Origin of the sequence: Methylobacterium sp. E-041, from assembly GCF_022829665.1 — a bacterium.
Taxonomy (GTDB): Bacteria; Pseudomonadota; Alphaproteobacteria; order Rhizobiales; family Beijerinckiaceae; genus Methylobacterium.
Genome location: NZ_JAKSYQ010000237.1, coordinates 26,656 through 44,333 on the forward strand (window position 1 = coordinate 26,656; position 17,678 = coordinate 44,333).

Below are 17,678 nucleotides of genomic sequence, written 5' to 3' on the forward strand. Positions count from 1 at the left end.
CGATCACGCCCCGCCCGTGCGCTACTGCAGCGACGCGTTCTGGTCGGTGAGTTCCTGGAACAGGGTGATGTTGGCCGCGAACACCCGGAACTGGTTGGCGACGTCGGTCGGCAGGTAGGCGTTGAGCCGGTTCGGATCGCCCGAGCGCTCGACGATCAGGTACTGCGTGAACAGTTCCGGCTTCTCGACGAGGCCCGCCAGCGAGAGCTGGGTGTAGGCGTGGATCATCGTCGAGCGCATCTGCGCGGGCGTGACCACGCCCTGGAGGCCGCCCGGGTTGTCGTCGCGCAGGACGTGCCGCGGATAGGTCGAGGTCACGATCAGCTTGATATACCGCTTCACGTAAGCGGCGATCGCGATCGTCTCGATGTCGAGGAAGGTGATGTCGGCCTGACCGTAGAGGTTGGTCTGGTAGGTCGTGACCACCCGCTCGAGCGCCATCGTGCCGTCGTTGTTGACGGTGAAGGCGGAGATGCCGTTGCGGTAGAGGCTGTCGCGGTCGGCCAGGCCCCAGCGGTCGGACAGGGCCTTCGGCGGCCGGATGCCGGTCACGACGAGGGTCTGCAGCGGTCGGGCGATCTCGATCGCCTCGGTGAGCGAGCGGCCGAGGTTCTTCGAGAAGGCGGTGATTGCGGCGGCGCCGGCAGCGATGCTCCACGGCGCCTGCGGGTAATTCAGGGTGCCGAGGATGGTGGCGTGGCGATCGTTGCGGGTCGAGCCGAGCGTGGTCTGCGCCGACAGGTTCCCGTTGTTGATCGTGATGTAGTGGCCGTCGAGGCCGACGGTGGGCGACCAGCGCCCGGTGCCGGAGTCGGAGAGGAAGTCGCGCGCGGCGTTGAGCTGGGCGACCGAGGCGTAGGGACCGACGAGCCAATCGAACTGCGTATTGCCCAGCGCGGCGAACACGACCGCCAGGTCGACGACGCCGGCGCCGTTCGCCATCGCGCCGATCGCCACCGTGATCCCGGCGGGATCGACCTCGTCGCCGTCGAGGCCCGTCTCGATGCGGATGGCGTTGCCCTCGACGCCGGTGTGCTGGGCGGTCAGCGTGACGACGCCGGCGGCAGCCGTCGCGACCACGGGCGCGCCGAGGCGGCGGCCGTACTTCGTGAAGCCCTTGCCGACCACAGCCGCGAAGGCCGCCGCGATGATGGCCGGGGTGTCGCCCAGCGCGACGCCGACCGAGTAGCGCTCGCCGGCGATGTAGCGCACCAGCGTGCCCGGCGCCGTGGCGGTGCCGGTGATCGTCAGCGTGCCCGTGGCGGCGGTGGCGCCGGCCGGATCGCCGACGTCCATGACCCAGGTCTCGCCGACCGGGTTGTGATAGCGCGAGATCGCGATCATGTCGGCGAGCATCGAGCCGCGACCGGCCAGATAGTTCGGATCGGTCGAGCCGATGTTCTGCGCGGCGAGCGCCGGCAGCGCCGAGCCGGCGAGCTTGCGGCCGAGCAGGAGCAGGCACGAGGTGCCCGAGTAGGGCGGAACGCCGGCGTTCACCTCGGCGTAGAACAGGGGCACCCGGATATCGCCGGGGGTGTTGTTGAAGGCGACGGTCAAGGCGGGCGCTCCAAATGAAAAAGGGCCGCCTCTCGGCAGCCCTTCGGGGGGTCAGGACGGGTTGGCGGGGTCAGACGGCCGGCGCGGACGCGTCGGCGGCGTCGGGCTCGGGTGCCTCGACCGGCTCGGCCAGTGCGGGCTCGGGCTCGTCGACGATCTCGGTCACGACGACATCGCCGCGGAGCTGCAGGCCGGCCCAATAGGCCGTCCAGGCAACCGCGATGCCCTCGCGCGGCAGATCGCGCCCGCGGGCCGGGTCGGGGATCGAGGCGCCCTCGTGGGCGGGGGCGACGTGCTTGCGCATCGGGTGTCTCACGGGTTGGCGGCCAGGCCGATCGTGCGGCCGGCGGCGAGATCGGCGGCTCGATCCGGCGGCGAAGCGGGGTCGAGAACCTGCGGCGCGAGGACCAGGTCGACACCGGCAAAGGGGGTCGGGCCGGGCGGCGGGAGCGGGGCGGGAAGCTTGCCGGCCAGGAGCTGGCAAGTCTCACGCGGGCCCAGGCCCGGCAGGAAGTGCGGGGCCAGCGTCCGCAGCGGTTCGGGCAAGGCCGCGAACTCGCCCGTCGGCGGGTCGAAGATGTCGTCAGCGGGCGGGTCGAACAGGTCGACCGTCAGCGTCAGCAGGTGGATGGCAAGCTTCTCGCCGGTCTGGTCGGTCGCAAACCGCTGCGAGGCGAGCTTGCCGAAGCGGCGCACGACGTGCTCGCGCAGGAGTGCGGCCGGGGCGGTGTCGCCAGCGGTCAGCGCCTGGATCGCGCGCTCCTCGATGAGGTCGAGGTAGGCCTCCAACTCGCTGTCGGTGGCGACGTAGCCCAGGACCTGCTGGTCGTCGGGCCCGGCGACCACGTTCATTGCGATCTCGATCACCAGGTCACAGGACGTGCGGAACGGGAGGCCGCCGTTCTGACGGTCCCAGGCCTCGCCCTTGGTTTCCTCGGTGGTGACGACGATCACCGGGACCGGCTCGCGGTGGTCGAAGACGCCGATGCGGCTGTCGTAGACCCGGCCTTGGACCAGGCCGTCGATGGTCGGATCGGCGTTCAGGACCTCGATCGTCTGAAATCTCGCGGCGGTGCGGATCAGGCTCATGGCTCGGGCACCGCCGCGGAACGCTTCTCGATGAGATGGATCCAGGCACGGCCGAGGTCGGCCGGCAGATACTTCGTGACCTCGAACACCTCGCCGGTGTCGCTTCGGCGCACGATCCAGCCCTGCAGCGGCGGGGTCGGCAGCGCACCGACCGCGATGTCGATCATCGGCGACTCCGCCGCGATCCCCCGCGTCGTGCCGTCGGCCATGCCGCGACCGTGCGCGTGCAGGACCGAGCCACGGGCGACGAAGGTCCCGACGAAGGCCAGGACCTGGCCCGATGCGCTCGGTTGCGGCCGGGCGTTCACGGCGCGGCGGCCGGTCGGGGTTTCCGGCGGGGCGTAGGGCTCGAGCACGAAGCCCTCGCTGAACACCGCATCGCAGGTGGCGCCGGCGGCGGCGGCGAGGCGGGAGAACAGCGAGGGCATGGGTGCGTATCCCGTTCAGCCGACCTTGGCGCAGAAGCTCGCGTTGACGCGCGAGGGCACGACCAGCGGGGCGGACTCCGAGTAGGCGTTGCGACGCGAGGGGTTCTCGGTGTCGTAGACCTTGCGGAAGATCTCCTGGGAGACGAGCGAGGTGACGTCCTGGATGGCGCCAAACGCGCGCACGCCCTCGATCGCCGGCGAGCCCATGATGACGTTAAGGTCGTCGATGAAGCGCTCGGCGGTGCCGTCGGCCTGCTCGAAGCTCTGCTGGTAGATCCAGAACTCGAAGTCGCCGATGGCGCCGACGTAGCGGGCGCGGGACACGTCGTCGGGCTTCACCGGCCCGAGCTCGACGTTGCCGGTCGCCTGGCGCCGGATGTCGAGGATCTTCATGAAGGCGTCGTCGGCGCGGGCGAGCTTCCAGGCGCCGCCACCCATCACGACCGTGCCGGGGGCGATGCCGCACTTGTCCTGCGTCGCCTGGGCCCAGGTCTCGATGTTGTCCATCGTCTTCACGCCGGCCTGCCCCCAGCGGTTGGCGCCGGTCAGAGCCACGGTGAGCGAAGCGTCGCGCTCGTAGTCGACGGTCTGGGTCGGGTAGTCCTCGCCCTCGACCTTGACCTTGCCGAAGCGCAGGGCCTGGGCCGCCATCCACTCCAGGCGGAACAGGAAGGCGCGCTCCTGGGCGGCGAGCACGTCGACCATCGTCGCGTCCATGCGCTCGGCCGGGGTCATGTCGCCGGCGTAGCGCTCGCCGGCCATGCGCTTCATCGCGCGGCCCGGCTTGATCACCTCGAGGAGCTTCACGTTCGCTGGCTTGAACGACTTCGTGATGTAGCCGCCCGACGTGGTCGGCTTGGCCGAGGCGTCGGGGTGGACGAACGGTGCGAGCTTGCGGCCGGTCTTGATCAGGTCGAAGTCGATGCTCTCGGTGTCGAAGTTCTGGACCATGCCGAAGAACAGGTCGAGCAGGAAGGTCGAGGGGGTGTCGACGCGCTCGTCCATGACGCGGGCGAGCGTGTGGGTGTCATAAACCAGGCTCATGACGGGCTCCGAATTGCGATGTGGCTGGGGATCTGCGGGGGCCCGTCAGGCGATCGGGCGCGGGGCGGCGAGGGCGGCCAGAGCCGCCCCGCGGTCGGGGTCAGTAGGTCGAGAGCGAGAGCGGCGTCCGGATGAAGAGCGGGGAGCCTTCGAAGGCGAGGCGGACGTCCTCGACCGAGAAGCTCGGATCGATCGTCAGCGTCGTCGGATCGAACACGCCGGCCTTGTAGGTCGGCCCGACGGCGTCCGCCGCCGAGGCGTCGACGTCGCGGACGGCGATGCCGATCGGCTTCTGCGAGCCGTCGGTGGCGGTCTTCACGGCGAGCTTCAGCTTGCCGCTCGCGGTGACGCGCCCGACGACGGAGCGCTTCGCGACGAGCGCGCCGGTCAGGTAGGTCTCCGGCTCGGAGTAGACCGGCATCGTGCCGACGATGTCGTGCTCGGGGACGTAGGTGTTGGTCTCGTTCAGGGCCATGGCGGCTCAGTCCTCAGAGGTCTGGCGCCACCTGGCGCCGGTGACGGATGGGAAAGGGTGGGTCGCGCCGATCAGCGCGCGGCGACGTCCTCGCGGGTGCGACCGCCGGCCTTGCGGTAGGAGGCAAGGATGCCGCCCGCCTTGTCGTCCTTGCCGCTGCCTGCACCGAGGTGGCCGGCCGCGGGCGCGGGCTTGTTCGGGCTCTGATGGCTGGCCATCGCGTCGATCAGGCCGTCCTTTGCCGCCTCGAGCGTGGGCGCCCTCGCGACGATCTCGTTCAGCGCCTTCAGCGCCAGCCCGGAGTTCTCGGCGGCGGTGAAGAACTGGTGGGTCCAGGCCTTCGCGGCGGGGGCGGGCGGGGCGGGTTCGACCTTGCCGGCCGCGGCCGCATCGGCGGCCACCTTCGCCGCCGCGATGGCGTCGGTCATCGCGGCGGTGGCCGCCTCCAGGGTGTCGACCTTGGCGACGATCTCGAGCAGGCTCTTCACCGACAGGCCGCTCTCCTCGGCGGCCGTGAAGAAGTCGGTGGTCCAGGCCTTCGGGGCCGGCGTGGTCGCGGTGGTCTGGGTGGTCACGGGCGTCTCCTTGGCCGTGTCGAGGGATGCCGCCGGGGCGGCCTTGGGCTTGGACCGGCGCGGCAGGCTCTTGGGGGCGTGCGCGTAGATCCGGTAATCGAAGCTGGCGGTCGCCTCGGCGAGGTCCTCGACCTTGCCGGTGCAGAAGCCTTGTGCGACCGCCTCGTCGGCGTCGAACCAGGTCTCGGCCTTCATCAGGTCGCGCGCGGCGGACTGATCGATGCCGGCACGCTTTGCGTAGATGCCGGCGTACTGGTCGGAGAGCTTGTCGAGGACCGTGGCGCTGCGCTGATGGTCGGCGGACGTGCCGAAGGTGACCCCGGCGGCGTCGTGGATCATCATCATCGCGCCGTCGCGGATCTCGCGGACGTCGCCGGCCATGACGATGAGCGAGGCGGCCGAGGCGGCGATGCCGTCGACGACGACGGTGACCTTGCCGGCATGCGCGAGCAGCAGCGAGTAGATCGCGATGCCGTCGAAGGCGATGCCGCCGCCCGAGTTCACCCGGACGGTGATGTCGCCCGGGCCGTGCTCGGCCAGGGCGCCGGCGACATCCGCCACGGTGAAGCCGTCGCCCCAGCACCAGGGGTCGCCGACGTCCCCGTAGAGCAGGATCGTCTCGTCAACGAGGAGGCTGGGCTTGTCCATCGGGCTGGGTTCCGTTCGGGGGCGGCGAAGCCGCGTTCATCGGGAAGCGGCCGTCGCTGTCGAACCGGGTCCGGTCGGCGTCGGCACGTCGATTGTCCTCGACGATCTCCGCCTCGAGGACCTCCGGGTCGTGCCCGAGCTTGCGCTGTTCCTCGGAGCGCGAGGACAGACCGGCCCGGATCGCATCGCGCGCGGCCAGGATCTCTTCCGAGGGCTTGATCATCTCCCGCCGCGGCGGGGTCCATTCGAGACTGGCCCCGGTCGGACCGTTCAACGGCACAGCTGCCGCCTCGAGGAACCAGCGGCCGATCCCGACGCAAGCGTGCGGGATCATCATGTGCCAGCGCCAGAGGTCGACCGAACGCTGGAATTCCAGCCATCCGCGGCGGCCGCCGGAGAAGTTCTCCTGGCTGAGGTCCCCGGAAATCAGGTCGTAGGGAACCCCGTACCCGACCGCGACCCGGCGCAGGCCGGACCGCAGGAAGTCCGGATAGCCGTTCGTCAGCGGCGGTTGTGCGAACTTGACGTCGCTCCCACCCGTGAGCCTCGTGACGAGCCCTGGCTCGAGCATGTCGACCGGGTTGCCCTGCTGGCTCGCAGCGACGGTTCCGTCGGGGTTGAACGTCGGGCCGCCTTCGTTCTTGTCCATCCAGAAGACCGCGAAGCACGCGGGGATCTTCTGGCGCATCAACTCGGCGTCCTCGTAGTCGCCGAGATCCCAGAGCGTCATCACCACCGGGGCTGCCCAGGGGATGCCGCGGGCTTGGTCCGGGCGATCGACGCGGTAGACGTGGATCACGTCCGCCGCCGGTACCCGCTTCGAAGCACCGTAGCGACGGTAGGATACCCCGTAGGGATGCTCGGGGTAGAGCCAGTAGGCGACGCGGCGGCCGGACCGATCGAACTCGATACCCTGGAAGCAGATGTTGCCGTCGCCGATCGGCCCGTGCTTGTTCGGATCGAGGTAGTCGGGTTCCAGGACGCGGACCTGAAGCGGGACCGGAAGCCGGAGGCTCGCCTCTGGGATGTAGCGGACGATCAGCGCCTCGCCGCTTTCCACGACCGTGCGCATGACCAGCGCCTGGAGGCCGTAGAGGTTACAGCGCCCGGCGAGGTCGATCGCCGTCGTGTCGAGGTGATCACGGATCAGCGCCTGGAGCGCCTTTTTCGCCCTCGGCTTGGCTCCCGTCACCGAGGGGATGATGCCCGAGCCTACGACGTTGGATGCGATGCCGCCTACGGCTCGGTTGGCGTAGGGGTTGTTCCGGCCGAAGTCGCGCGAGACGTCCCGCAAGCGACCGAGCGAGTAGAGGATCTCAGAATTCGCATCCGAGCTCGAGATCTGTCGCCCGGCGGTCCGATGGGTCCGCGCAGCTCCGTCGTACAGCGCGGTGGCCCGGGTCATGCCCTCGATGCGGGCGCGCGCAGCGAGGCGCGTGGCCGCGCGCTCCGGCGCGGCCCAGCCGATCGCGCGATCGAGCAGGTTGAGCTTTGCCACGGCGATCAGGACAAGTTTGAGCGATAGCCCGCGACGTAGCGGCTGCGTTGAACCGTGCCCGTGGCTTCCGCACGCATCTCGGCCAGGGTCGAGCGCATGTCGGCGAGCGAACGGTAGACCACCTCGCGATTGTCGGCGAAGCGGACCTTGGTCGCCCCGGTGGCGATCGCCGCCTTCAGGGCGTCGATGTCCTTCTGCGTCCAAGCCATCGGCGGGATCCTGCTGTGGCGGCGATCAGCGCCGGAGAAACCCTCGGCGCGGGCCGAGGAAGTTGCCCGAAGGGGCTGGCAGCGGCGGAGCCTGCCGCGGCTCGGGCTTGGGCGCCCGTGGCGTTGCGGCGACGGGCGCGATCGCCTCTGGTGCGGCGGTTGCGGTCGGTTGAAGCCTTGGGGTCGGCGAGGCGCCTTCGACCTGGGCACGTTCGAGGCCAAGCATCTTCGCCGCGGCGTAGGCGAGGGACTCGGCGTCGAGGTAGTGGTTGTGGCGCGAGCGTCGGATCCACACCCAGCCGCCGCCAGGCTTTTTCATCCGCGCCTCGGACACCACCTGGCGGCAGTAATCTTCGGTGGCGTCGATCGGCAGATGCCACCCACCCGGCTGATCGAGAGGCCAGCGGATGCGCGAGTGCAACCAGGACTTCAGGACGTCGGTGTCGAGGCGGACCAGGTCGAGGCCGTAGCTCGGCTTGCCGCCGATCGGCGTGACATCGATGCGGTTGACCGAGATCGGCACTGAGCGATGGTCGTAACCCTTGGTCGGCCAGACATGGCGAGCGTGCCGCCGGCAGAACTCGTAGACGGCGTTCTCGTCGCCGGCGTCCTTTTTGCCCGGTCGGAAGCCCGCGTCGATGAACACCCGACGGATCGGCATGCCACCAAGGCCGTTCTCGATCATCTCGGCCAGCTCGAGCCACACGTCGTCGAGACGGGTGTCGTGGTTGTCGCCGAAAATCTCCCCGTGCTCGATCAGCCAGGACTCCTGACGAAGCCCCCAACCGCGCACGACGTAGACGAGCCGATCCTTCTGGACGTCGACGCCGCAGGTGAGGAAAAGTACCCCATCCGGGATCTCCCGGAAGCGGTATGGCAAGCGCCTATTGGCGACGTCCTCCCATTCGGGCGCATCACCACCGGACGGCATCCACAGTTCGCCGAAGGCGGCGTTGGTGACCGTCTGGACCTTCTCCGGGTCGCCGGACTGGATCGCCTCGACGTAGCGCGCGGCGCGATCGCCGAAGCTTTGGAACGGTGAGCAAAGCCCCGACACCCACAACGACCAGGTGTCGCTCACCGGTGGCTCACCGACGACGTTGCCGTCGTCATTCAGGGCCTGCCCCGGGGCGACCTCCTGGCCCGTGAGGCTGATTGCCTTCTTGTCGCCGTCGGTGATGATGCACCCGTTGCGCGGGCACACGAGGTGCGCCGTCTCGCGGGCTCGCGCCGGCGTGGTCTTGGCCTCGTCGCCCTTGTGCTCGTACTCCAGACAGGAGAGGCGCGGGACGAACCGCTCCTCACAGTGCGGGCAACGCCACGTCCAATGATGGCGCGTGCCCGACTGCCAGAATTTCCAGATGGTCGACTCGATGTCGTCGGCCGGCTGGACCTTCCAGAACTCCAGCCCGGAGACCGGATCGGTCTCGACCTCCTTCGGCCCGCGCGAGGTCGTCGAGACCATGGCGTGGACGAAGTCGGCGTGGGTGTCGCCGCGGGCGTCGATCAGGCCGACTGGGTCACCCTGGCCCTTCAGGTTGGCCATCAGCTCGTCGGCCTCGTCTGTGAGGGCGAGCGAGGCCGGATCAGACTTCAACGCGGTCGAGGAGCCCGCGTGCGCCAGGCGCAGCGGCACGCCGGCGATCACCTTGCGGGTCTTGGTCATCCGCTTGCCGCGGGCGACCTTGGCGGCGAGGGTCGGAGCCTCGTCGAGCAGCGCCATGACGCGCGGCTCCCATTGCTCGGTGATGAACTGCTTGTTCGGCCCGACGTACAGGATCGGCGCGGGCTGCTGGTCGAGCCGCTGGCCGATGATGTCGAGGATCGTCTCCGATTTCCCGCTCTGGGCGGAGACGACGTACACGCACCGCCGGTACCGCCGCCGCGCGACGGCGCGACCGAAGGGCACGCTGTAAGGCGTCAGGTACGGGTTGCGCTTGCCCGGGAAACCCGAGCTCGGCGGGTACTCCCGGTTCTCGGCCCCCCACTCGTCAGGCGTCGTCCTCTCCGTCGGGCGGATCAGCGTCGAGATCCGCTCGTAGAGCCGCAGCGCATTTCTGGATGCGGCTGGCCACGCTCTTGAGGACATCGTCGATCTCGGCCTGCAGGCGCTCGCGCTCGTCGAGATCCCGCGTGAAGCGGGCGGGGACGTTGTTGATCTGCAGCACGACGACGCCGGCGACCTGGTCCATGGCGAAGATCGCATCGACCAGCGGGACGAGCTCGCGCTCCTCTCGCGCCAGCTTCAGCTCCTCGCGCCGAGCCTTGATCTCCTTGAGCCGGTCGGCGCCATTGGCCTCGCCCTTCGAGGTGCGCCGGATTTCGCTTTGGACCTTGTGCTCGACGAAGGCCTGGACGCACTCGGGCAGGAGCCACTCGCCGTGCCCGAGCTTCCGCAGGATGCCCGATCCGGCCAGCTGCTGGATGCGCCGGGCCGAGACGCCCAGGATCTCCGCCAGATCGGCTGTCGAGACCTCCACGGCACCCTCCGAAAGCGAAACCGAAATCGAGATTTTCGGAACCAAAATATGCGCAGAACCCGGGGTCTATTGCCCGCACAGGGGGGGACCCCGGGAAGGACCCAAAGCCCCCCGGGGCAGGGGGCACGTCTTGTTCGCCCCGTAGGCCCGCTGAGAGGCCAAGCGGCTTAGGTCAGAAACCTAGCACCCGTCTCGCGGGGCGGCTGCTTCCGAACCGTGCGGACCCCAAGAAGGTCCGCTTGCGGCAGGTTGGTGGAGGATGACATCGACCAGATTGGGTAGGAAGCAGACCTTCTCAAACTCAGAGTGAGTAGGTAGGCTCATCCATGCCATGGCCTCATTACCTACTCGTCTCGTGTCTAACTGCCCTTCTATTGGGGTCTGGACAAGCGCGGTCCGAAGGCATTGGGGAGTGGGCTACACAAGCAAGTCGTGAAATTGCCCAGCAAATCCGGGTGCCTTCCGTTTACAGGCGACCAATTGGTCCACCGACGACGATCGTTCAGTTCTTGGTGAACCGCACAGGTAATGTCAGCGACATCGTTGTAGTAAAAGGCAGTGGCTCGGCGGATCTGGACGATGCCGTCATTCGTGCTGTCAGATCCGCAAGACCGCTGCCGTTTCCTCCTATGCCGCCCAACACATCGACATTGAAAGCAACTCTGCCGATTACCTTCCGATGAAATTATGCTTTGAACGGCTCGCACTCCTGCGTGGCCGCACTGGGTCGGTAGCCGAATGTCCGCGTCCGGATCAAAGGCCGAGGTCCGTTTCCCACCCAGGCTGTGTGAAAACGTGCTGATCTGATAGGGTAAATCCCGATCTTGGAGGTCGGGATGAAGCGCTTCATCGCAGGTGAGGATCGTCAGCAGATCACGCTGCTTCCCGATTGCCTGGACGACTATATCACCGCCGACAATCCAGTTCGCCTCGTCGAGGTGTTCGTCGATGAGCTCGATCTGACAACGCTCGGCTTCGCGGGCGCTGTGCCGGAGGCAACGGGCCGTCCCGCCTACCATCCGGCGACGTTGCTCAAGATCTATCTCTACGGCTACCTCAATCGCGTCCCGTCGAGCCGGCGCCTCGAACGCGAGAGCCAGCGCAACATCGAGTTGATCTGGCTGACCGGTCGGCTGATGCCCGACTTCAAGACGCTGGCCGACTTCCGTAAGGACAATGGCCCGGCGATCCAGGCCGCCTGCGCGCAGTTCGTGGTGCTGTGCCGCCGGCTGGACCTGTTCAGCAAGGCCGTCGTCGCGATCGACGGCAGCAAGTTCAAGGCGGTCAACAACCGCGACAAGAACTTCACCGCCGCCAAGGTCGAAGCTCGGCTGGCGCAGGTCGAGACGAGCATCGGCCGTTACCTCGCTGCGCTGGACCGGGCCGACCGCGAGCCGAGCGACATCGCCGAGGCGCGCACGACGCGGCTCAGGGAGAAGATCGCGGACCTGCGCGAGCAGATGCAGGTTCTCCAGGCGAGAGGCCGGCAGGTCGAGGCTGCGCCCGATCGCCAGGTCTCACTGACCGATCCCGACGCGCGCTCCATGGCGACCAGCGGCAAGGGCACCGGCATGGTCGGCTACAACGTCCAGGCGGCCGTGGATGCCGAGCATCACCTGATCGTGGCGCACGACGTGACCAACATCGGGAACGACCGGGCGCAACTCGCGCCGATGGGGCTTCTGGCGCAGGCGGCGACGGGATGCGACACGATAACGGTGCTGGCCGACCGGGGCTACCTCAACGGCGAGCAGGCCCTGGCCTGCGAAGGCACCGGGGTGCTGCCCTGCGTGCCGAAGACCCTGACCTCGGGCCATGCCAAGCGTGGCCTCTTCACGGGCCAGGACTTCGTCTACGACGCCGAACAGGATCACTACACCTGTCCCGCCGGCCAGCATCTGACCAAGGGGCCGGCCCGGTCCGATCGCCGGGCCGAGGGCGACGAGATGGACCACTACCGCAACCTGACGGCCTGTCTCGATTGCGCGCTCAAGCCCCGCTGCACGCCGGCGGAGACGCGCCGTGTCAAACGCTGGGTGCACGAAGGCGTCCTCGACGCGATGCAGGCGCGGCTCGACCGGATGCCCGACGCGATGAAGATCCGTCGCCAGACCGTGGAGCACCCGTTCGGCACGCTGAAGGCCTGGATGGGAGCGACCCACTTCCTGACCCGGACCTTGGCGAAGGTCAGAACCGAGATGAGCCTGCAGGTTCTGGCCTACAACATGAAGCGGATGATCCAGATCTTCGGGGTCGCTCCGCTGATGGCGGCAATCCGGGCCTGAAGGCCACCGCTTCGCTCTGCGACACTCTCAGGACATTCGCCTTGAACCTGAGGGATCTGCGTTCCCACACGGCCTCCACCCTTAGCCGCCCAGCATGCGCCCAAGCTCGTGCTCGAGGCGGCCCGGCAGGTCGGCTGCGGCCGTGCTGTTGAAGGCCTCCGCGGTGGCGCCCTTCACCATCTCCTCAGGGATGAAGAGGCCGGACCGCGCCTTCTGGAAGCGATCCATATTCGCGGTCTTCGACCCGGTGCGCTCGAAGACCTGGCCGTTCCAGTTCGACTTCACGACCCTGTAGGGCCACCAGCCCGCCTTCATGAAGGTGTGCGGGTAGATCGAGCGGTTGTTCCAGGGCGCCGCGCTGACACCCGCACGGGTTTCACGAGCGCCGAAGTACTTCAGGCCGACGTTCCCGCCGGCACTCTTGATCGTGTACGTCAGCGCGCCTGGGCTGGCCTTGTTGACCCGCAGTGCCTTCACGATGACGCGGCGCTTCAGACCCGTCTGCGCCGTCAGCGCACGGGTCATCTGGGTCTTGGCCTTGTCGCCGGTGTGGTTGATCGCGCGAGCGAGCGCCTGCGGCGCGTTCTTGCCAGCGGCGCCGATCAGGTTGCCGAGGCGCTCAAGGGCGCTGGCGTCCAGGGTGACGAAGAGACCGCCGCTCATCGCGTCCTGCCCTATTCGTCAGCTTGCGGGCGAGATCCTGCGCGTCAGCGGCGAGGCTGCGGCCGAGGGCGCCGGCGGCGGGGCGCAGCGCGCCAAGATCCCCGCGAGCGGCGGCGCGGGCGGCACCTGCGAGGACGGCGCGGCGATCGCCGCAGTGGCAGGTCACTGGTCCTGCGAGACCATCGCCGGCACGAGGCGCTGTTCTAACTCGCCGCACCAGCCGCTCGGCACCAGGATGGGCCACGAGGCCCGCCGGCTGTCGTCGCTGAAATCCGGGGCGGACCGCCGGCACTCGCCGGCCCGCTGGTTGGCCGCCGCGTAGAAGCGGCAGTTGCCGCAGGTCGGCGTGTCGCCGGCAGGCACCATAATCTTCATCGGCGTCACCTCAAGACCACCGGCGCCGTCCGCAGCGCCTGATGCTGCATGCGGGTATCGACCGTGCCCGGCCGCTCGACGGTCAGGTCGGTGGCGTTGTCGAGGATGATCACCGAGACGTCGCGCACACCGTGCCGGCGGGCGAGCTGCGAGACTTGCGCGTCGATCGCGTCGGCCTGCGCCGCAGTCAGCTTCTTCGCCGTCCGGACGACGAGGATGTCGCCGCTCTCGACGTCGAGGCGCTTCACCTGCAGGTCGAGGTCGGCGAGGGCGACCGGCTCGTGGCTCAGCATCAGCGGTGGAAGCGAGGATACACCTGCCGCCGCGGCGCGCAGCGCCGCAGTGGCTCGATCGTCGACGACGACCGTGGCGTGCCGCATCTCGCAGAGCTTCGCGTAGCAGCCCTCGCGCCGGCAGAGATCCTGCCGGTCGCCGGGACATGTGGAACAGCGCATTTCGGATCTCGGTTGGCGTCGCGCGCCCGGGCCCGGGGCGACCGTTTTTGGTTCCGACAAGGACGATTGTCGGAAGCGAGCTCAGAGCGGGCCCGGCTCCGCGATACGCGATCGAGCCCAAGCTAGGACGGTGCGTCGGAGCCAGCCCCGAAACATCAGCGTCGCGCCGCCTGCGCCCACGCGTCCGCAATCGCGAACGGCAGCTGCAGGGCGGCCTCATGCAGGATCTCGCCGACGCAGCGATAGACGTCGAGCAGCTGCCAGACGTCGAGGCGGTGGCGCGGCTCAGACATCGTCGTCGACCAGGTCACGGACCATGGCGTCGCGCTCGGCCGCCGTGTCGGCAAGCCGGTGGACGTGGATCTCGGTCGCACCGTCGAGCCCGGCCTGCGCCGCGCAGTCGGCGACGCTGCCGATGTGGCCAGCGCCGAGCAGCACCGCGATGCCGTCCTCGCGCCGGCGGACGCCGAGGACCACGGCGCCGGGTGCCTCGACCGTGCCGGCGTCGGCGAGGTCGTGGACGATGACGACGTAGCGCCGGCCCGAGACGCCGCGCCATGCGCTGAGGGCCACCGGCGGCGTGCCGCGCAGCCCGGCCGCGGTCCTGATGCGAACCTCGCGCACGGCAGGCTGGTCCGGCTGCGAAGCGCTCCGGAGCGCGGAGCTCCAGGAGAGAGCGCGGCGGCTGGTGGTGAGGCCGGGACGGCGCATCAGGTCAGCCCCGCGGCGGCATGCGTCTCGGCCAGGACGAACGCGACCTGCTTGCGCAGGCTCTCGACGCGGGTCCGATGATGCGTGATCTCGGTGGCGATGCGGCGCGCCTCGTGGAGGAGGCGCTCCTCAACGTCCTTGGCCTCGGCAAGGTCTTTCAGCGCCGCGGCGACGCGGGCGGCGTGGGCGGCGAGCGGCGCGTCGGCCATCACGCGGGCTTCCGGCGTTCGCAGCCGACCTTCAGGTAGCGGTCCGGGCCCGGAGCGCCGAAGGCCTGCGCAGCCAGGATCTGGCCGGCGAGGCCGCAGACGGCGACCGAGGCGACCGGCTGGATCGCGACGTCGAGCGCATTGGTGCGGCTGCAGTCCGGCCCCGAGACCGAGGCCGAGCATACGAGGACCACGGCGAGGAAGGCGTTCATCGGCGCGGACCTTCCGAAGCTTCGAGGCCCGAGAGGGCGAGGGTGACGAGGACGACGACCGCGGCAACGAGCAGCCCAGCCGCCGTCGGCGAGGTGCACAGCGGCAGCGTGACGGGCTCGACCGGGCCGGCATCCCCGACCAGGAACAGGACCTCGTCCATGGCGATCACCGGGCGAGAGGGCAGGGCGTCAGAAGGGCCGGCGCAGCGCCGTCAGCTCGCCGACCGCGTCGGCGAGGAACGTCATCACCAGGCACAGGCCGAAGAGGTCGAGCGAGCCGCCGTGCAGCAAACACCCAAGCGCGCAGACGACCCAGAACAGGGCGATCGCGCGGCACATCAGGCAGTGGCCGGACCGGATCCGGCGAGGCGGTGGCCATAGAGGCGCTCGGCTTCGACGGTCAGGGCGCGCCGATGGGCGATATCCCGGCGGGCCCCGCGCAGGATGCCGATCGCCACGACCGGCGCGCGGAGCGCCTTGCGCACCGGCGCGAGGCGGCGGTCCGCGTCCACGATCCGGCGAAGCACGCCGGGGAGGCGGTCGTATTCGGGCTCGGTCAGCATCGGTGGTCCCGCAGGGTCACGACACGGGTCAGGACGGGCGCCGGCGGCTGGATCGCCCGGGCGTGGGCCCGGAACGTCGCCACGAAGGGCTCGCGGTGCACCGGCATCTCGGTGCCGGACACGATCGCCAGCTCGTCGAGTTCGCTGGGAGCTGCGACGACGCGCATCGCGGCCGCCACTGAGGCGCCGCGCTGGGCGGCGATCAGCGCCCGCATAGGTTGAATGGCCGTATGGGCGTGGACGACGACCAGCGCACCGCCCTTCGGCAGGCCGGCGATCATCTTGGCCGCGGCGGCGTGGCGCTTCTCAGCTGCGGTCACGAGCGGAAGGCCTCACGCATGGCGGCGCTGAACTCAGGCCGCGCCGCCTCGGCGGAGGCTTGGTCGGCGAACCCGAGGCTCACCTCGCAGCCACCGCACAAGCAGCGCAGTATGTACGGAAGGCGGCCGGCCGACGGCTCGTGCACCAGGGTGATCTGCATCACAGGAAGCCCTTGCCGGCGTGGTTCTTGAAGGCTTGGGCCCGGCGGTCGTACGCCTTCAGCGTGTCGATCTGGGTGTGCCGGGTGACGTCCATGACCTTGAGGAGGTCGGCCCCGGCCTCGAGGGCCGAGGTGACGAAGCCGGCTCGGAGCGAGTGCCCCGAGAACAGCGACGCATCGAAACCGGCCGCGCCCGCGCGATCCTTGACGATCTGCGCAACGGAACGGTCGGTCAGCGCAACGAAACCGACGCGGCCGCCCTTGGCGACCGGCCGGAAGACGGGGCCCGAGACGATCGCCGCGGCCGAGAGCCAGGCGTCGAGGGCCTGGACGGGTTTCAGCTTCGAGCCGGCCGGGATCGGCACCGTGTGACCGGCGCCTTCCTGGTCGGTCTTCGACTTGCCGATGTGGACCAGGACGCCCTCGGTCGAGCGTTCGAGGTCCGAGACCTGCAGGGCGACCAGCTCGGAGCGCCGGAGCGCCGCGGCGAAGCCGATCAGGATCAGCGCGCGATCGCGCTTGCCGACGAGCGTCTCCGGGATCTTCCGGAGGATCTTCTTCAGCGCGTCGGCCGTCGCCGGCGCCTTGCGGGTCACCTTCGTGCCGATCCGCCGCCGGATGCCGCGGACGACGGCCTTCACCGCCTCGGCGCTGGTCGGCGGCTCGTGGCCGGCGGCACGGTGCGCGAAGGCGATCGCGGCGGCGTGCAGATCGATCGTCGACGCCTTGGCACCGCGGTCGGCCATGGCCGCGAGGTAGGCGGCGGTCACCGCGACCGAGGCGGGCTCGTCGGGCAGGCCGACCGGATGGCCGGCGGACCTACACCAGTCGGCGAAGGCGCCGGCCGCGGCCCGGTAGACGGCGCGGGTGCGCGGCGACTTCGCCTCGGCGGCGTACGCCGCCGCGCTATCGATCGAAGCCGTGAAGACGGCGAGCTCGCCCGCGCTCGGCGGCGGCTCCGCCGGTGCGACCGGCACCGGCAGGATAGCGAGCATTTGATCCAGCTTTGATCGGGGATCCAATCCGGCCAAAACATCAAAGGCGGATCAGGGGCTTGGCGACTTGATCAGGTCTTGATCGAAGGGTCGGATTGCTTCCGACAAGGCGGGTTATCCGAAGTGGCTCAAGATCGAGACGAGCCAAGCCGGCCTCTCGCTCCGTGATGGCCTAATCGCTGATCGTGTAGATGCTCACGGCGACCTTCGCCGCTGAGATGACCTACGCGTCATTCACCGGCCTACGTGGAAGGGAGTGAACATGCGTCGGCGCGTGTGTCGAGCGGGACGCATCCATGCGGATAATACCAATCGACGCTGAGGGTGACTCACGGGGTTTCGTTGCGTGGGCGGATCTGATTCGATGAGGCGAACCGGGAGGGTTTGCCATGTCGGCTGCGGTGGCGTTGCGGCAGGATTTCACGGCCGCTGATCTGCGGAGGCTGGCCAGGGCCGGCCGGGATGCGGGGCAGGGCCGCCGTCTGCTGGCGTTGGCCGAGGTTTACGATGGCGGCAGCCGCACGGACGCCGCCCGGCTCGGGGCGGTGAGCCTGCAGACGGTGCGCGACTGGGTTTTGGCCTTCAACGCCGAAGGACCGGTCGGCCTGATCGACGGCAAGGCACCCGGCAACCGGCCCAAGCTGAACGAGACGCAGCGCCAGGCGCTGGCGCGGATCGTCGAGAGCGGGCCGGACCCGGATCGGCACGGGGTCGTACGCTTGCGGC

Annotated in this window: 27 protein-coding genes; 3 read left to right on the forward strand and 24 right to left on the reverse strand. The window is 69.2% G+C overall.

All coding sequences use genetic code 11. From position 1 onward, the window contains the following. Nucleotides 1-21 precede the first annotated feature (21 nt). The 11 genes from MKK70_RS22165 to MKK70_RS22215 form a co-directional block, all read right to left on the reverse strand. Nucleotides 22-1,557, reverse strand: a complete 1,536-nt coding sequence (locus MKK70_RS22165) for a phage tail sheath subtilisin-like domain-containing protein (protein ID WP_243949936.1) — start codon at nt 1,555-1,557, stop codon at nt 22-24. A 70-nt stretch (nt 1,558-1,627) separates the two neighbouring features. Next, complete coding sequence (locus tag MKK70_RS22170; RefSeq protein WP_243949938.1) at nt 1,628-1,861, reverse strand: DUF2635 domain-containing protein; 234 nt, start codon at nt 1,859-1,861, stop codon at nt 1,628-1,630. 8 nt (nt 1,862-1,869) lie between these two features. Further along, nucleotides 1,870-2,646, reverse strand: coding sequence for a hypothetical protein (locus MKK70_RS22175; RefSeq protein WP_243949940.1), 777 nt, complete (start codon nt 2,644-2,646; stop codon nt 1,870-1,872). After that, nucleotides 2,643-3,074, reverse strand: a complete 432-nt coding sequence (locus MKK70_RS22180) for a hypothetical protein (RefSeq protein ID WP_243949942.1) — start codon at nt 3,072-3,074, stop codon at nt 2,643-2,645. Before MKK70_RS22180 ends, MKK70_RS22175 begins: the two co-directional genes overlap by 4 nt. A gap of 15 nt (nt 3,075-3,089) precedes the next feature. Then, nucleotides 3,090-4,118, reverse strand: a complete 1,029-nt coding sequence (locus MKK70_RS22185; RefSeq protein WP_243949943.1) for a major capsid protein — start codon at nt 4,116-4,118, stop codon at nt 3,090-3,092. A 100-nt stretch (nt 4,119-4,218) separates the two neighbouring features. Beyond that, entirely contained in the window at nt 4,219-4,593 is a 375-nt protein-coding gene (locus tag MKK70_RS22190; protein WP_243949945.1) for a head decoration protein, read from the reverse strand. 71 nt (nt 4,594-4,664) lie between these two features. Beyond that, on the reverse strand, nt 4,665-5,816 hold the full coding sequence (locus MKK70_RS22195; RefSeq protein WP_243949947.1) for a head maturation protease, ClpP-related: 1,152 nt from the start codon (nt 5,814-5,816) through the stop codon (nt 4,665-4,667). Beyond that, nucleotides 5,791-7,314: a phage portal protein gene (locus MKK70_RS22200; protein ID WP_243949949.1), complete on the reverse strand. Its 1,524-nt coding sequence runs from the start codon at nt 7,312-7,314 to the stop codon at nt 5,791-5,793. Before MKK70_RS22200 ends, MKK70_RS22195 begins: the two co-directional genes overlap by 26 nt. 5 nt (nt 7,315-7,319) lie before the next feature. Beyond that, nucleotides 7,320-7,523, reverse strand: coding sequence for a phage head-tail joining protein (locus tag MKK70_RS22205; protein ID WP_243949950.1), 204 nt, complete (start codon nt 7,521-7,523; stop codon nt 7,320-7,322). Between the two features lie 25 nt (nt 7,524-7,548). Next, a complete protein-coding gene (locus MKK70_RS22210) occupies nt 7,549-9,612 on the reverse strand; it encodes a terminase gpA endonuclease subunit (RefSeq protein WP_279603767.1) in 2,064 nt (687 codons plus the stop codon). Further along, entirely contained in the window at nt 9,515-10,003 is a 489-nt protein-coding gene (locus tag MKK70_RS22215; RefSeq protein ID WP_243949952.1) for a terminase small subunit, read from the reverse strand. The genes MKK70_RS22210 and MKK70_RS22215 overlap by 98 nt, the downstream gene beginning before the upstream one ends. Before the next feature lie 326 nt (nt 10,004-10,329). On the opposite strand from MKK70_RS22215, the gene MKK70_RS31140 reads away from it, so the two are divergent. Together MKK70_RS31140 and MKK70_RS22220 are read left to right on the forward strand one after the other, a co-directional pair. Continuing rightward, on the forward strand, nt 10,330-10,686 hold the full coding sequence (locus MKK70_RS31140) for an energy transducer TonB (RefSeq protein ID WP_409568311.1): 357 nt from the start codon (nt 10,330-10,332) through the stop codon (nt 10,684-10,686). 153 nt (nt 10,687-10,839) lie between these two features. Further along, nucleotides 10,840-12,288: an IS1182 family transposase gene (locus tag MKK70_RS22220; protein ID WP_243949954.1), complete on the forward strand. Its 1,449-nt coding sequence runs from the start codon at nt 10,840-10,842 to the stop codon at nt 12,286-12,288. Between the two features lie 81 nt (nt 12,289-12,369). Here the strand turns inward: MKK70_RS22220 and MKK70_RS22225 are convergent, their stop codons facing one another. The 13 genes from MKK70_RS22225 to MKK70_RS22285 form a co-directional block, all read right to left on the reverse strand. Then, nucleotides 12,370-12,951: a phage tail protein gene (locus MKK70_RS22225; protein ID WP_243949956.1), complete on the reverse strand. Its 582-nt coding sequence runs from the start codon at nt 12,949-12,951 to the stop codon at nt 12,370-12,372. A 162-nt stretch (nt 12,952-13,113) separates the two neighbouring features. After that, entirely contained in the window at nt 13,114-13,326 is a 213-nt protein-coding gene (locus tag MKK70_RS22230) for a hypothetical protein (protein ID WP_243949958.1), read from the reverse strand. A 5-nt stretch (nt 13,327-13,331) separates the two neighbouring features. Continuing rightward, entirely contained in the window at nt 13,332-13,781 is a 450-nt protein-coding gene (locus MKK70_RS22235; protein ID WP_243949960.1) for a hypothetical protein, read from the reverse strand. A gap of 155 nt (nt 13,782-13,936) precedes the next feature. Next, entirely contained in the window at nt 13,937-14,074 is a 138-nt protein-coding gene (locus MKK70_RS22240; RefSeq protein ID WP_243949962.1) for a hypothetical protein, read from the reverse strand. Beyond that, nucleotides 14,067-14,405 carry a hypothetical protein gene (locus tag MKK70_RS22245; RefSeq protein ID WP_243949964.1) on the reverse strand — a complete coding sequence of 113 codons (339 nt, stop codon included), beginning with the start codon at nt 14,403-14,405 and terminating at the stop codon, nt 14,067-14,069. Before MKK70_RS22245 ends, MKK70_RS22240 begins: the two co-directional genes overlap by 8 nt. Before the next feature lie 86 nt (nt 14,406-14,491). Then, nucleotides 14,492-14,701: a hypothetical protein gene (locus MKK70_RS22250; RefSeq protein WP_243949966.1), complete on the reverse strand. Its 210-nt coding sequence runs from the start codon at nt 14,699-14,701 to the stop codon at nt 14,492-14,494. Next, nucleotides 14,701-14,913, reverse strand: coding sequence for a hypothetical protein (locus tag MKK70_RS22255; RefSeq protein WP_243949967.1), 213 nt, complete (start codon nt 14,911-14,913; stop codon nt 14,701-14,703). The genes MKK70_RS22250 and MKK70_RS22255 overlap by 1 nt, the downstream gene beginning before the upstream one ends. Continuing rightward, nucleotides 14,910-15,074, reverse strand: a complete 165-nt coding sequence (locus MKK70_RS22260) for a hypothetical protein (RefSeq protein WP_243949970.1) — start codon at nt 15,072-15,074, stop codon at nt 14,910-14,912. Before MKK70_RS22260 ends, MKK70_RS22255 begins: the two co-directional genes overlap by 4 nt. A 28-nt stretch (nt 15,075-15,102) precedes the next feature. Then, complete coding sequence (locus MKK70_RS22265) at nt 15,103-15,252, reverse strand: hypothetical protein (RefSeq protein WP_243949971.1); 150 nt, start codon at nt 15,250-15,252, stop codon at nt 15,103-15,105. Continuing rightward, nucleotides 15,252-15,476, reverse strand: a complete 225-nt coding sequence (locus MKK70_RS22270; RefSeq protein ID WP_243949973.1) for a hypothetical protein — start codon at nt 15,474-15,476, stop codon at nt 15,252-15,254. Before MKK70_RS22270 ends, MKK70_RS22265 begins: the two co-directional genes overlap by 1 nt. Then, on the reverse strand, nt 15,470-15,796 hold the full coding sequence (locus MKK70_RS22275) for a hypothetical protein (RefSeq protein ID WP_243949975.1): 327 nt from the start codon (nt 15,794-15,796) through the stop codon (nt 15,470-15,472). Before MKK70_RS22275 ends, MKK70_RS22270 begins: the two co-directional genes overlap by 7 nt. Further along, a complete protein-coding gene (locus tag MKK70_RS22280; RefSeq protein WP_243949976.1) occupies nt 15,793-15,957 on the reverse strand; it encodes a hypothetical protein in 165 nt (54 codons plus the stop codon). Before MKK70_RS22280 ends, MKK70_RS22275 begins: the two co-directional genes overlap by 4 nt. Then, on the reverse strand, nt 15,957-16,952 hold the full coding sequence (locus tag MKK70_RS22285; RefSeq protein ID WP_243949978.1) for a site-specific integrase: 996 nt from the start codon (nt 16,950-16,952) through the stop codon (nt 15,957-15,959). Before MKK70_RS22285 ends, MKK70_RS22280 begins: the two co-directional genes overlap by 1 nt. Before the next feature lie 389 nt (nt 16,953-17,341). On the opposite strand from MKK70_RS22285, the gene MKK70_RS22290 reads away from it, so the two are divergent. Beyond that, nucleotides 17,342-17,678: helix-turn-helix domain-containing protein (locus MKK70_RS22290; RefSeq protein ID WP_243949980.1), on the forward strand; the 337-nt coding region annotated here is incomplete at its 3' end.